This window comes from Pseudoalteromonas sp. 2CM37A (assembly GCF_023161885.1).
GTDB classification, from domain to species: domain Bacteria; phylum Pseudomonadota; class Gammaproteobacteria; order Enterobacterales; family Alteromonadaceae; genus Pseudoalteromonas; species Pseudoalteromonas atlantica.
On sequence record NZ_JALNTJ010000002.1, the window covers coordinates 107,689 to 120,298 of the forward strand.

The 12,610-nt window shown below is 41.3% G+C and carries 14 protein-coding genes and 1 pseudogene; 7 read left to right on the forward strand and 8 right to left on the reverse strand.

The genetic code is table 11. The annotated features are described in order from the left end of the window. Nucleotides 1-493: 493 nt before the first annotated feature. Together MTF68_RS04205 and MTF68_RS04210 are read left to right on the forward strand one after the other, a co-directional pair. On the forward strand, nucleotides 494-1,024 hold the full coding sequence (locus MTF68_RS04205; RefSeq protein WP_126009457.1) for a GNAT family N-acetyltransferase: 531 nt from the start codon (nucleotides 494-496) through the stop codon (nucleotides 1,022-1,024). A gap of 231 nt (nucleotides 1,025-1,255) precedes the next feature. Then, nucleotides 1,256-1,636 (forward strand): VOC family protein, encoded by a 381-nt coding sequence (locus tag MTF68_RS04210; RefSeq protein ID WP_248461758.1) that lies wholly within the window; start codon nucleotides 1,256-1,258, stop codon nucleotides 1,634-1,636. Between the two features lie 123 nt (nucleotides 1,637-1,759). Here MTF68_RS04210 and MTF68_RS04215 read toward each other — a convergent pair. Beyond that, nucleotides 1,760-1,979 (reverse strand): annotated as a pseudogene (locus tag MTF68_RS04215) (short-chain dehydrogenase); the annotation flags it as partial. 132 nt (nucleotides 1,980-2,111) lie between these two features. Between MTF68_RS04215 and MTF68_RS04220 the strand changes: the two are divergent. Together MTF68_RS04220 and MTF68_RS04225 are read left to right on the forward strand one after the other, a co-directional pair. Beyond that, nucleotides 2,112-2,366 (forward strand): type II toxin-antitoxin system prevent-host-death family antitoxin, encoded by a 255-nt coding sequence (locus tag MTF68_RS04220; RefSeq protein ID WP_055016076.1) that lies wholly within the window; start codon nucleotides 2,112-2,114, stop codon nucleotides 2,364-2,366. Further along, nucleotides 2,359-2,622 carry a Txe/YoeB family addiction module toxin gene (locus MTF68_RS04225; protein WP_248461759.1) on the forward strand — a complete coding sequence of 88 codons (264 nt, stop codon included), beginning with the start codon at nucleotides 2,359-2,361 and terminating at the stop codon, nucleotides 2,620-2,622. Before MTF68_RS04220 ends, MTF68_RS04225 begins: the two co-directional genes overlap by 8 nt. Nucleotides 2,623-2,751: 129 nt before the next feature. On the opposite strand, the gene MTF68_RS04230 is transcribed toward MTF68_RS04225, so the two are convergent. After that, a complete protein-coding gene (locus tag MTF68_RS04230) occupies nucleotides 2,752-3,432 on the reverse strand; it encodes an SDR family oxidoreductase (RefSeq protein WP_248461760.1) in 681 nt (226 codons plus the stop codon). A 229-nt stretch (nucleotides 3,433-3,661) separates the two neighbouring features. Then, complete coding sequence (locus MTF68_RS04235; protein WP_248461761.1) at nucleotides 3,662-4,660, reverse strand: DUF4382 domain-containing protein; 999 nt, start codon at nucleotides 4,658-4,660, stop codon at nucleotides 3,662-3,664. A 346-nt stretch (nucleotides 4,661-5,006) separates the two neighbouring features. Here MTF68_RS04235 and MTF68_RS04240 point away from each other — a divergent pair, with 346 nt between their 5' ends. Beyond that, nucleotides 5,007-5,861, forward strand: a complete 855-nt coding sequence (locus MTF68_RS04240; RefSeq protein WP_248461762.1) for a mechanosensitive ion channel domain-containing protein — start codon at nucleotides 5,007-5,009, stop codon at nucleotides 5,859-5,861. Between the two features lie 86 nt (nucleotides 5,862-5,947). On the opposite strand, the gene astB is transcribed toward MTF68_RS04240, so the two are convergent. From astB to MTF68_RS04255, 3 genes are all read right to left on the reverse strand, one after another. Then, nucleotides 5,948-7,294 (reverse strand): N-succinylarginine dihydrolase, encoded by a 1,347-nt coding sequence (gene astB / locus MTF68_RS04245; protein ID WP_029773659.1) that lies wholly within the window; start codon nucleotides 7,292-7,294, stop codon nucleotides 5,948-5,950. A gap of 412 nt (nucleotides 7,295-7,706) precedes the next feature. Then, nucleotides 7,707-8,810, reverse strand: a complete 1,104-nt coding sequence (locus MTF68_RS04250; protein ID WP_248461763.1) for a major royal jelly family protein — start codon at nucleotides 8,808-8,810, stop codon at nucleotides 7,707-7,709. Next, the gene (locus MTF68_RS04255) at nucleotides 8,807-9,823 is read right to left on the reverse strand and encodes a zinc-binding alcohol dehydrogenase family protein (protein ID WP_248461764.1); all 1,017 of its coding nucleotides are present in this window, start codon (nucleotides 9,821-9,823) and stop codon (nucleotides 8,807-8,809) included. Before MTF68_RS04255 ends, MTF68_RS04250 begins: the two co-directional genes overlap by 4 nt. Before the next feature lie 113 nt (nucleotides 9,824-9,936). On the opposite strand from MTF68_RS04255, the gene MTF68_RS04260 reads away from it, so the two are divergent. Beyond that, a complete protein-coding gene (locus MTF68_RS04260) occupies nucleotides 9,937-10,836 on the forward strand; it encodes a LysR family transcriptional regulator (protein WP_248461765.1) in 900 nt (299 codons plus the stop codon). Here the strand turns inward: MTF68_RS04260 and MTF68_RS04265 are convergent. Next, nucleotides 10,825-11,283 (reverse strand): MarR family transcriptional regulator, encoded by a 459-nt coding sequence (locus tag MTF68_RS04265; RefSeq protein ID WP_248461766.1) that lies wholly within the window; start codon nucleotides 11,281-11,283, stop codon nucleotides 10,825-10,827. The genes MTF68_RS04260 and MTF68_RS04265 overlap by 12 nt on opposite strands. 135 nt (nucleotides 11,284-11,418) lie before the next feature. Between MTF68_RS04265 and MTF68_RS04270 the strand changes: the two genes are divergently transcribed. Then, nucleotides 11,419-11,847 carry an organic hydroperoxide resistance protein gene (locus MTF68_RS04270; RefSeq protein WP_004587024.1) on the forward strand — a complete coding sequence of 143 codons (429 nt, stop codon included), beginning with the start codon at nucleotides 11,419-11,421 and terminating at the stop codon, nucleotides 11,845-11,847. 278 nt (nucleotides 11,848-12,125) lie between these two features. Here the strand turns inward: MTF68_RS04270 and MTF68_RS04275 are convergent, their stop codons facing one another. Beyond that, nucleotides 12,126-12,593 (reverse strand): nuclear transport factor 2 family protein, encoded by a 468-nt coding sequence (locus MTF68_RS04275; RefSeq protein WP_248461767.1) that lies wholly within the window; start codon nucleotides 12,591-12,593, stop codon nucleotides 12,126-12,128. Nucleotides 12,594-12,610 lie beyond the last annotated feature (17 nt).

The following is a 12,610-nucleotide window of genomic DNA, read 5'->3' on the forward strand; positions in this document are numbered from 1 at the left end:
ATTAAAAACGTTTAAGTGCATGGGCTGTAAATGGCGATTACTGGCAAACCATGTGGGATTTAAATAAACGCGTTAAAGAGGCCATAGAAGGCGCGGGGCTGAGTCGATGGCATCGGCAGTAACGGTTAATAAAGGTATTTAAACTCTATTAGCACAAACACAAATAAAAATAGCGAGCCTTGGCTCGCTATTTTTGTATCAGCTTTTTGCTGACGAGTATTAACCTTCTAATTGAAAGTCGTACACTGAGCCTAAGTTAAGCAGCTGGGTGAGTTCATCCAGAAAGAAAATTAAATAGACACCCACCCTAAGTTTTGCATTAAGTGAGCCGCCAGATTAAATAAAGTGGGTGCCATCTTAATTATTTTAGCCGTTAACTTCGATTTTTAGGATGATAAGCGCGTAAATTTAGTTTCAAAATTTAATTCGATGGCAAAATTTGAACAGATTAAATAAAGTGGGTGTCATCTTAATTAAAAGGAGTTGAGTAAATTTGCTAGAAACTAAAAGACTTTTGCTTCGTCCATTAACTAGTGACGATATTAAACCTTTATCACTAATTTTATCTGATCCTGAGGTTATGCTTTATTCTTTAAATGGTGTTATGGATGAAATAGCAACATCAAATTTTGTCCAATGGTGTCAAAAAAGCTATGAAGAATATGACTTCGGGCCTTGGGCAATAATTGATAAAAATAATAACAAGTTGCTTGGTTTTTCAGGCCTAAATAAAGAAACATATAATGATAAGCTAGTCGTAAATTTAGGATATAGACTTGGCAGAGAACATTGGAATAAAGGCTATGCTACTGAAGCTGTTTGTGCAGTTATAGAGTATGCTTTCACTAATTTAAATATTTCAGAAATAATTGCGATAGTGGAGCCTGAAAATACGGGATCAATTAGTGTCATCGAGAAGCTTGGGTTTGGTGTGTTCGAGCTTGGCCAATATCACAAAAAGGCAGTTAAACAGTACACCCTAACCATTAAACAGTGGCGATGCTTTAGTAACTCATTGGATTAGACGCTTTACTACTGCAGGCTCATCGTGTCAGGTAGGCAGCCGTCATATCCCAATGGAGAGTACATTGTAGTGAGTGATCCATAATAAAACCCATTAAACTATTAACCACTTATAGTGTTCACTTTGATAGGCTAAGCTTCAGGCTTTTGTTTGTATAAAAAGCAAAATATTACATGGCAGTGCCTAAACAACAGGCTTACTTGTCACTTTTAATTTTTACAGGGAAGTTAAATGAACTTAAATCAAATTACATTACCCGTTACGGATATGGAAATTTCGACTAAATTTTATCGCGACTTAGGTTTTACCCAAATTGTAGATACCCCACATTATGCTCGCTTTGAATGCCTAGATGGGGATTCAACTTTCTCATTGTCTTTAGATCGAGGTGAGTTTGATTGTGGCACGGTAATATATTTTGAACATGAACAATTAGATGAACTGGTTGAGGCTTTAAAAGTTAAAGGTTTTGTATTTATACAAGAACCTACAGACCAGAGTTATTTATGGCGAGAGGCCGTACTGCATGATCCGTCAGGTCATAAAATTAAGCTATATTGGGCTGGTGAAAATAGGATTAATCCACCTTGGCGTGTAGAAGTACGCAGCTAATCAGACCTTTAATTATGCAGTGTTCAACCTTACGCTATTAAAATCTAACCTCAAAATACAAACAACCATCAGGTTTAACGCTATTGGCATTAAACCTGGCAGCTCAAATTTAACCAATCAGCGTTAATTAGTCGGCATTAAATATATCTCGCGCACGTTGTTGCGCTGGTTTGCTTCATCAAAAAATGGGGTGTAGGGGCTATGGTGGTGCAGCGGCCATTACACTCATTCATTTCCTCAGCTAAGTTTTGCCCAAACCCGTAACAAACCATTTAGTTGCACCGTAAATAGAGCCTTTTATTGGCTTACGGCCAGCGGCTGAGCTGGTTAATATAAAGTGGCCTTTGTTTTAGCCCACATGTCCGTGCGCTTTATTTAGAAATTTGCTACCACGACAAAGTAATGCACAGTATCCTGTACATGTAATAATTTTCCAGCTAAACTTGTCTTATATAATGTACAAGTGAGGTGCAAAATGAGAATAGTGTCTTTTACCGAAGCCCGAAATAGTCTAAAAACCGTTTTGGATAATGTAATTAATGATGCAGATACGACAGTAATCACTCGTCGTGACACTGAAGATGCGGTTGTAATGTCATTAGATTACTACAACAGCCTTATGGAAACTGTTCATTTACTTCGCTCTCCAGCGAACGCTGAGCATTTAAACCGTTCAATTGCGCAGTATAAAGCGGGCAAAACGACTCCACGAGAACTTATTGATGAGTAGCAGGTTATTATCATGGACTGATGAAGCTTGGAATAGTTACGTCTACTGGCAGACTCAAAATAAGAAAACCATGAAACGTATAAATAAGCTAATTGTCGATGTTAAGCGCTCTCCTTTTGATGGGATTGGAAAACCGGAACCCCTCAAAGAAAATCTTTCAGGCTTTTGGTCTCGTAGAATTGATGATACAAATCGTTTGGTATATGCCGTGGATGATACAGCAATTACAGTTATCTCGTGCCGTTACAATTACTAAATAAACAAGATAAATAAACAAGACACCCTCTGAAATTATTCATTCTATCCAGCCAGTATTTATTAAAAAAACCATCAGGTTTAACGCCATTGGCATTAAACCTGAAAGCTCAAATTCAACCAATCAACGTTAATTAGTCGGCATTAAATAAATCTCGCGCACGTTGTTGCGCTGGTTTGCTTCAATGGCAAACAATACGGCGTCGGCTACATCTTGCGGGTCGAGTTTGTCGGGCTTAGCTTCATCAAAAAATGGGGTGTTTACCATGCCTGGGGCTATGGTGGTACAGCGGCCATTCCACTCGCTCATTTCTTCAGCTAAGTTTTGGCCAAACCCGTAAGCAAACCATTTAGTTGCGCCATAAATAGAGCCTTTTATTGGCTTACGGCCAGCGGCTGAGCTGGTTAATATAAAGTGGCCTTTGTTTTGGCGTAAATGAGGCAGGGTTGCTTTTGCCGTCCACAGCAGGGCTTTAATGTTTATGTCTATCATGGTTGACCATTCATCGGGGTCGCCTTTTTCAGTGCCTGCGGTTGAAACGCCCATACCTGCGTTGGCAAATGCGGCATCTAGTCGGCCAAATTTTTTAAGCCCTTCTGTTACTACGTTTTCAAGTTCGGTAAAGTCGGTGGCATCTGCGGGTACACTCAGTGCGTTATCTTCACCTAATGACTCAACTAGTTCAGCTAATTTATCTTCACTTCTGGCGGTAAGAATGACTTTATGGCCGTTATTAACCAATGTTTTTGCACTCGCTTCACCTATGCCACTAGAGGCACCTGTAATTAGAACTACTTTTTCTTTCGCCATGATTATTTCTCCTATGTTTACATATTCAAAATGATAAGAACGGTTTAACTAATACGTGCTATTGACTGTACCAGTTCTGGGTTAACGGGGCTTGAATGCAGGTCACTTTTCGAATGAATTATTTGGATGATCTTAGATGAGTGGCTTTAATGGGTTTTTGCAAAGGTGGAGTGTTCGTTTTTGTTATACTTTTTATAAAAAAAAGCGCACCTTAAAGTGCGCTATACGTTTATTGTGTTACGTCAAAGCTAACTGAAAGGTCCTCAGTTTGCGGTACACTAATTTGCTTAAGTTGATAAACAGTGAAATCAGTATCTTCTAGCTCTGCATCGTCTATATGTGCGGTGCACGTATAGCCAAGTTGGTAGTCTCCCGGTGTAATGAAAGCAAGCTCAAACTCATATTGGTTATCGTCTTGATCAAATACAACATTTGCGGTCGCAAGTGGAGCATCTTCTGGGGTTTGCTCATCTATTTCGTATATATCTTTAGGTACTTGAGCATCTGATGAATATAAATATACGGCGTGTCCAAACGTTGAATCTGCAGCAGCAGTGGCGATATTATCTGTTTCACAGTTATTAATAAGCGCTTGGCTTACTGTGCCTTCAATTTCTTGTGACTCAGAAAGATTTTGTAATCGTACGCCTCTAGGTTTTAAAAAGATCTCCTCATTATTTTGGGGATCGACCAGCGATTTTTTTAGGTCAAATTCTAAAACAAAGTCGTTATCAGTTTGGTTAAGTGTAAAGCCATCGAGTTGTATTTCGCCTACACCATCATTCCCTTTTCTTTTAACCACGAGCGGAGCAATGCTGTCGTCTTCGTATACTACGTGAGATGTAAAACTAAGGTTATTAGTATCGCCATTTATAACCTGAGCGCGGATCCACGAGTATTCGCCTGCTGGCACTTCTTGATCGTCAAGCAGCTCAAAAACATCGTCCCCGGTGTAATCGAGTAAATTAACCATTTGTGGTTGAGATGCGTCAGCTTCACTTCGGGTTTCAAAACTAAATTCTTCATCGCCTTGTGTTTTAATAGTGATTGAATCAAATACGACGTTAACCGCTTTTAAACCACTAACCGGCGCATCTGACACACCAAGGCTAAAGGTTGATTTGTCGCTAGATTGTGGCGGTGTTGTGTCATTGTCATCACTTGAAGAGCCACACCCGGCTAATGCAAAAAGAACGGCGCTGCTGACTAATGTTGATTTAAAATTCATGATTTACTCCTTTAGTTTATAAAGCGGATTGTAGAAGGGCTAAGCTGAATTTAGATTGAACTGGTTTTTAGAATAGTTACTTGAAATTAATCTTTATTTTACTTTGCGCATTTTTGAACAAAAGTATGTACGCCATAGGTTAACTAGTTTGTGAGCACTAAGGTTTTAAGTGTGAAAATTTAAGCGAAAAAAAGAAAAACTTTGCCCAATTAATTTGCTGATATAGGCACACCTTCCACTTATTTTAATGCTATCGCTTTAAAATTTTTACTATATACTCCCGCCACTTCTTTTGAAGTGTATAGATTTAATTCTTGCTGATAATCAGCCCATAGTTGGAATATGTATGAAAGATAAACTTATTGCGTTTTGGCAAAGCCATTCAGAAACAATCATCACTTTAGGTTACAAAGTGGTATTAGCTTTGGCTATTTTAGTTGCGAGTGCGCTTATTGCGCGTTCAGTAAAAAAAGCGATTAAAAATTCTAAGTCGCCATTAAAAAAAGTAGACGAAACGCTACTGCCGCTTTTATCGAGCATTGCCGGGTATTTAGTTTACATAATTGCTGGGCTGTTTATTTTAGATATTTTTGGCGTTAATACGGCAAGCTTAATAGCGCTAATGGGCGCGGCGGGTTTAGCGATTGGTTTGGCGCTTAAAAACACCTTAAGTAATATTGCCGCTGGCATTATGCTACTCATACTTAGGCCATTTAAAATAGGCGACTTTGTAGATGCGAGCGGCACGCTTGGCACAGTAAACGAAATAAACTTATTTACGACCATTTTTAAAACCACCGACGGCCTGTATATCGCATCGCCTAACGGTAAAGTGTGGGGCGGCAACATTAAAAACTTTACCCGTAACGGTAAAAGGCGTATGGATATAGTGGTGGGAATTTCGTTCGCCGACTCTATTGATGTAGGCTTAAATGTACTTAAAGAAGTTGCCGAATCAGAAAGCCGATTACTCGCAGAGCCCGCGCCTAAAGTAATGGTTACCTCAATAGGCGAAAGCGCAGTAAATATTCAATTACGTGCATGGGCTGTAAATGGCGATTACTGGCAAACCGTTTGGGATTTAAATAAACGCGTTAAAGAGGCCATAGAAGGCGCGGGGCTGAGTATTCCGTTTCCGCAGCGTACGCTGCATATATCTGAGTCGATGGCATCGGCGGTAACGGTAAATAACGGTAAATAAAACCTTTAAACACTATTAGCATAAGCACAAATAAAAATAGCGAGCCTTGGCTCGCTATTTTTGTATTAGCTTTTTGCTGACGAGTATTACCCTTCTAATTGAAAGTCGTATACTGAGCCTAAATTAAGGAGCTGGGTGAGTTCATCCAGTGCTTGGTAGCTTTCGGTAAGTAGGGCTGAATCGGCAAAGTCGCTTGCACCTAGCTTATCGCGGTAGTTACGCTTTGCCCAGTCACAAAGCTGAGTGTATTTAGTATCGGTTAAAATAACCTCAGGGTTTACTGCGCTTAGCTCTTGTTGGTTAAGGGCTACACGTAAACGCAGGCAGGCAGGTCCGCCGCCATTTTGCATACTTTGGCGCAGGTCAAAAAACTGCACTTGGTTTACTGGGTTATCGGCTAAAATCATTTCTTCAATGTAGGCGTTTACTGCGCTATTACGTTGGCACTCTTGTGGCGCTACTAATAGCATTGAGCCATCATCTAGGCTTACTAATTGGCTATTAAATAAGTAACTGCTTACTGCATCGCTAATGCTTACTTTATCGGTAGGTACTTCAATTATGTATAGCTGTTTGCTGCCGGTGTAGGCATCGCGAATTTCTTGCAGGGCATCGTGTTGGTTTAAAAATGCTTGCTGGTGGCAAAGCAATACGTTTGCGTTACCTACTGCAATTACATCGTTATGAAACACGCCTTGGTCTATAACATCTGGATTTTGCTGCAGTAAAATTTGGCTCGATTCTTTTAAATTATGTAATCGGCAAATGGCTTCTGAGGCTTCTAGTGTTTGCCTTGCAGGAAACTTAGCCGGTTTTGGTAACTGGCTGTTAAAGGCACTTGCGCCAAATACGAACATTTCTAGGCCTTGCTCGCCGTGGCTGTCGCAAAGTCGGGTGTGGTTAGCCGCGCCTTCGTCGCCAAAAAAGCCCTGATCGGGTAAATGCGTGTGGTGTGCAAAGTAGCTATCGTTATTAAACATGGCTTTTAGTAAGCGGGTAGTTGTAGCAGGCTCTAGCGAGCGATGAAACTTATTGTTTAAATTAGCTGAGGTAAAGTGCACTTTGCCATCGAGGGTGTCTGGCGATGGAGAAACAGTAGCGGCATTGGCAGTCCACATTGCAGAGGCCGAGTAACACGCGCGCAATAAAATAGGGTCGGCTTTAAATGCTTTATGAATAACTTGCGAGTCGTTGCCGGTAAAACCTAGGCGACGTAGTACGTTTAAATCGGGGCGTGCGTGGGGCGCAAACACACCTTGTGTTAGGCCTTTGTCGTGCATGGCTTTCATTTTTTCAAGGCCCTGTAACACAGCTTCTTGAGGGTTTGAAAAACTTGCCGCATTATTTAACGAGGCAACGTTACCATACGATAAACCCGCATAGTTGTGAGTAGGGCCAACTAAGCCATCAAAATTTACTTCTAAGGCGTGCATACACGTTCCAATCATATTGTTTTTAGTTACTTAACAATACAACGCAATGGCCGCGCTTGCAAAGCCTATAAATACGAAATTTATCGGCTGTAAACTCGCTCTTTGTCGCACGTAGTATGGGTATTACTCGGATCGTTTACCTGCCATACGCTAATGTCTAAACGCCATAGTAGGTAAAGGGTGTGGTATAGGTTAGCCATGGTATTTTCCTTGAAAGTTTCACTGAACACATCTCTACTGTGGAAGAATTATGCCAACTGTTAATTGAATATTTTATGAATACAAATCAGATATTTATTAAAACACTAAAAATAACTTTTGAGCGCTTAGCACCACTTTGGGGCTAAAAGGCTTAAAAGTTGCACCAAAAAGCCACGCAGCGGGTGCGTGGCGTATGGTTTATACGCTGTATTTAGCGCCCTACTTTACCCTTTACTAGTGGGTCGAACGACAGCACACTAAATTTTCCTTGGCTGGCATTTTTACCGTTATTTAATACTGGCGAGCGGTGTAACTCATCTACGGTAAAATATATTTTATGATCGGCGCCATAACTAAAGCCATCAGGCCAGCTTAAGCGCTCGTCTTTATATAATACGTGGTATTTACCGCTTGGTTTTACTACACCAATTGCGCCGTTGGTTATGTCGGTAACATACACATTACCGCCGCCATCAACAATAATGCCATCTGAAATTGGTTTAGTGCCGTAACGCGTTACTTTACTTTCAAGGGCGCTTGCGCTCAGGCTTTTATTGTTAATATCGCTTGTGGCAATACGGTAAACCGATGTGCCAGACATAGAGCCAAAGTAAAGCCACTGTTCGCTTGGGTCGAGTGTGATTGGGTTTACGCCTAAACGTGCTGGTTGGCCGCCTAGTTTCATGGTGCGCCCTTCAATGACCATGTCGATGTTTTCGGCTGTGGTGTATGGGCTATTTTGTAAGACTCTGCGCGCCTCACCTGTTTTTAAATTTACGGTAATAATAGCGGCTTGGCTGCCTTGTGCGGTGTCGGCAATGTATACAACGCCGTGTTTATTATCGATAACTAAATCGTTTAAAAACGAGGTGTCGGTAATGGTGGGTTTAGCTAAATAAATTATTTTATGCAGCTGCTCTTTGTTGGTATCCCAACCGACTAAACGCCCAGCATGATCAGGGCCTGATGTATCAAGCATCCATAACACGCCATCGGCAGATACATTTATGCCAAGTACGTCGTAAAACCCTTTGCCGTTTTTGTACGCGTATGCCCATTCTTTATTAGGGTAGGGTTTGGTGGTGCCATCGTTTAATAGCTCCATAATTTTTTGTTTTTGGCCGTAAAAACCATGTACCGATAAAAACTTACGACCCGAGGGCGTAATAGCAATATTACCTGGTGGGTGCTGCGCGTCGAATGTAGCTACTGTTTTTAAATCAGCATTTTGATTAGCGGTATTAGCAAACGCACTGCTGGTTAAAAACGCAGTGCTACAGGCTGCAACTAAAAGTATTTTTTTAATCTGGTTCATGCTTCAAAGCCTTCTAAAACAAGTTTACCGCGTGAGGTGTGCGATTCTAAAATTTGATGCGCTTTATATAAATTAGCAGCGTTTATTGGGCCTAAATTTTGCCCAAGCGTGGTTTTAAGTGTACCTGCATCTATAAGCTCACTAATTTCATTAAGTAAGGTGTGCTGCGCTGTTATATCGGCGGTAGTAAATAGCGAGCGGGTAAACATAAACTCCCAATGCACTGAAATACATTTACGCTTAAACTTTAAAATATCGAACGATGTAGGGTCATCTATTAGCGCAAATTTACCTTGGGGTTTAATACACTCAACTATTTGGTCTTGGTATTGGTCGGTGTGGGTTAAGCTAATAACGTAATCAAACTCAGCTAAACCAAGCTCTAGGCGCTGCTCGTTTAAGTTTTTAGTATGATTGAGTACATGATCCGCTCCTAACTCTTTAAGCCAAGTTACGCTTTGCTCGCGCGATGCAGTACCTACCACCTTTAGCCCAGTAAGTTGCTTGGCAAGCTGTACTAAAATAGATCCAACGCCACCTGCGGCGCCAATAACTAAAATAGATTGCTGAGTATTTTGCTTATTTTTAGGCACTTGCAGGCGATCAAATAGCATTTCGTAGGCGGTAATACCGGTTAGCGGCAGCGCTGCGGCTTGTGCGTCGGTTAATGTTTTAGGCGCACGCCCTACAATACGTTCATCAACCAATTGAAATTGCGCATTACTGCCTTGGCGCGATAAATCGCCAGCGTAAAATACACGATCTCCCACATTAAATAACGATACCGACTCGCCAACGGCTTTTACAACGCCTACGCCGTCCCAGCCTAATACTTTGTAGCCTTGCTCTGGCGCTACATTTGCACGTATTTTTGTATCTACAGGGTTTACCGAAATAGCCTTTACTTCAATAAGTAGGTCGTGCCCGCTGGCTGTTGGGGTATCAAGCTCAATTGCTTGTATAGAGCTTGCTGTAAGCGTTTTAGTGTTTTTGGTGTAGCCAAATGCTTTCATGTACGTTCCTGATGATTTTAACCAAGTGTTTTTAACTTATAAGCACTATAGCTCAGTTGAAAAATAGAAAAAGACATGAAAAACTAAAGCACTTTCAAATTTTAATTGAAAATATGCGATCATTTAACGATATTCAAACTTTTATAGATGTAGCAAGTTGCGCCAGTATTTCGGAAGCCGCACGGCAAAACGCGCAAACTCCAGCGGCGGTAAGTGCAGCTATTAAGCGCCTAGAAAAAGATTTAGGAAACGTGCTGTTTATTCGCTCTACTCGCAGCTTACGCTTAAGTGTGGCAGGGGAGCAGTTTTTAAGTTACGCCAAAGACTCCCTTTCGCTTATTCAACAAGGGGTAGCTGCAGTACAAACCGCAGTGGGCGAAGTAACGGGAACGCTACAGGTATCGGCCCCGTGCGACTTAGGGCGCAATAAACTAAGTGAATGGCTTAATGAGTTTTTAGCACACTACCCGAATGTAAAACTTAAACTGCACTTAAGTGACGAAGTAAGCGACATTTACAGCCAATCAATTGATATTGCACTGCGCTTTGGTGTACCAAAAGATTCACAGTTAATTGCAGCGCCACTTTTTTTAAATAATGCGCGTATTTTAGTGGCCTCTGCTGAGTATATTGCTAAAAATGGATTGCTTACACATCCACTTAATTTAACGCAGCACACCACCATTACCTTTATGCGCTTTGGCGAAGTGTTTAAAGAGTGGCGATTTTATAAAAATGGCGCAGTGCAAAAAGTGCAGCTAAATTGCCAACACATAGTTAACGATGGCGAAATGGTTAGGCGCTGGGCGCTAGAAGGCAAAGGTATTGCGTATAAGTCGTACTTAGATGTTATTGATGATTTAGCAAGCGGGCAGCTCGTTCATTTATGCCCCGAGTGGCAAAGTGATCCGCTACCGCTTTATATGATGTACGCCGATCGGCGCCAAATGACCCCGGTGATCAGCGCATTTAGGGCGTTTATTCAACAAAAAATAACCGCGTTAGTTGGCTAACTCATCATCGTTTTTAGTTGTTAAATCGCTTATTACTAAATCAAGCAGCTGCATTAGCTGTTTGGCTTGTGTGGGGTCTACACTTTCAAACTTACATAATATATTTTTTGGAATATCAGCAGCTTCGTTTTTAAGGGCTTGCCCACTTTGGCTAAGCTGAATTAGGCGCTTACGCTTATCGTGCTCATCTTTAATAACAGCCAGCAGAGACTTTTCGGTCATTTTTTTGAGTATTTGGGTCATAGCGCCACCATCAATAGCGGTTTTATCTATTAGCTGCGCTATGGTTATTTTGTCTTGCTCCCACAGCGCCATCATTACTACATACTGCGGATACGTTAAATTAAGTGCAGCTAAAGGCTCACGGTAAGCACGTGCAATGCTATTTGATGCCATATATAACCTATGACACAGCTGATTTTTTAATTTTAATTGCTCAAATGACATACCCAACTCCTAGTGCGTTAATACCTTCAACTCACAAAACATTTTAATTTGCATACAAAGTATTTGCAATCTCTAATTACTTGCTCTATTATTTTGCATGCAAACTAAATTAATTGATAAACTTTGGAGTTCACTATGAATGTATTACAAAACGTTGCTTACACAGCAAAAGCAACTGCAACCGGTGGTCGTGAAGGTGTAGCTAAATCAGACGATGGCCGTTTAAATGTAAACTTATCAACCCCAAAAGGGCTAGGTGGCGACGACGGACAAGGCACAAACCCAGAGCAATTATTTGCAGCTGGTTATGCAGCGTGCTTTATTGGTGCACTAAAATTTGTAGCCGGTAGCGAAAAAATTGCGCTACCAAGTGATACACACATTAACTCTGAAGTATCTATTGGCGCGATTGAAGGCGGTTTTGGCATTGCAGTAAAATTAGCTGTATCACTCGGTGATATGGATAAAACAGCAGCGCAAGAGCTGGTAAATAAAGCACACCAAGTATGCCCATACTCAAACGCTACACGCGGTAATATTGAAGTTGAGCTTTCGGTTATTTAATTAACTGATCACTTAGCATTGTAATAGCCCAGTGGTTTGCCACTGGGCTTTTTTGTATGCAAAGTTTATTAAAAAATAACGTTATAAATATATGAAAACAGCATGATTAAATTAACCCATATACCAGCAACTGACACAGCTGTATTTGTCTTGCAGTGATTAAGTAAGCAGCTCTTTAATGCTGAAAAATGTTGGGAGGATGAAAAGGGTTAAGGCGTTCTGCAAGAACGCCGATAGAGGGCAAACTTTATCGTTTGTATCGGGTGTATTGGGTGTGCTTACAACCCTAACTCCGATAACCCTGGGTGATCGTCGGGGCGGCGTCCTTGAGGCCAGTGGAATTTACGCTCTGATTCTTTGATGGGTAAGTCGTTGATGCAAGCGAAGCGATTTTGCATTAAGCCGTTTTCATCGAATTCCCAGTTTTCGTTGCCGTAGGAGCGAAACCAGTTGCCGCTGTCGTCGTGCCACTCATACGCGTAACGCACGGCAATACGGTTTTCAGTGAAAGCCCATAACTCTTTTATCAGCCTATATTCCAATTCTTTTTCCCATTTACCTTTTAAAAATGCAGCGGCTTCTTCGCGGCTGTTCACGAAAGAGCTGCGATTACGCCATTTGGTATCCACTGTATAAGCAAGTGATACCTTTTCAGCGTTACGGCTGTTCCAGCCATCTTCTGCTAGGCGCACTTTTTCGATGGCGCTTTCGCGGGTAAAAGGGGGCATTGGTGGGCGTGTACTCATGTTTAAATCCTCTTTGG

What these genes read in the sequence shown, in the direction of transcription:
- MTF68_RS04270 (WP_004587024.1), top strand. Translation starts at nt 11,419, where the DNA reads ATGAATGTATTACAAAACGTTGCTTACACAGCAAAAGCAACTGCAACC.
- MTF68_RS04230 (WP_248461760.1), bottom strand. Translation starts at nt 3,432, where the DNA reads ATGGCGAAAGAAAAAGTAGTTCTAATTACAGGTGCCTCTAGTGGCATA.
- MTF68_RS04255 (WP_248461764.1), bottom strand. Translation starts at nt 9,823, where the DNA reads ATGAAAGCATTTGGCTACACCAAAAACACTAAAACGCTTACAGCAAGC.
- astB (WP_029773659.1), bottom strand. Translation starts at nt 7,294, where the DNA reads ATGCACGCCTTAGAAGTAAATTTTGATGGCTTAGTTGGCCCTACTCAC.
- MTF68_RS04225 (WP_248461759.1), top strand. Translation starts at nt 2,359, where the DNA reads ATGAGTAGCAGGTTATTATCATGGACTGATGAAGCTTGGAATAGTTAC.
- MTF68_RS04210 (WP_248461758.1), top strand. Translation starts at nt 1,256, where the DNA reads ATGAACTTAAATCAAATTACATTACCCGTTACGGATATGGAAATTTCG.
- MTF68_RS04240 (WP_248461762.1), top strand. Translation starts at nt 5,007, where the DNA reads ATGAAAGATAAACTTATTGCGTTTTGGCAAAGCCATTCAGAAACAATC.
- MTF68_RS04265 (WP_248461766.1), bottom strand. Translation starts at nt 11,283, where the DNA reads ATGTCATTTGAGCAATTAAAATTAAAAAATCAGCTGTGTCATAGGTTA.
- MTF68_RS04260 (WP_248461765.1), top strand. Translation starts at nt 9,937, where the DNA reads ATGCGATCATTTAACGATATTCAAACTTTTATAGATGTAGCAAGTTGC.
- MTF68_RS04275 (WP_248461767.1), bottom strand. Translation starts at nt 12,593, where the DNA reads ATGAGTACACGCCCACCAATGCCCCCTTTTACCCGCGAAAGCGCCATC.
- MTF68_RS04250 (WP_248461763.1), bottom strand. Translation starts at nt 8,810, where the DNA reads ATGAACCAGATTAAAAAAATACTTTTAGTTGCAGCCTGTAGCACTGCG.
- MTF68_RS04235 (WP_248461761.1), bottom strand. Translation starts at nt 4,660, where the DNA reads ATGAATTTTAAATCAACATTAGTCAGCAGCGCCGTTCTTTTTGCATTA.
- MTF68_RS04220 (WP_055016076.1), top strand. Translation starts at nt 2,112, where the DNA reads ATGAGAATAGTGTCTTTTACCGAAGCCCGAAATAGTCTAAAAACCGTT.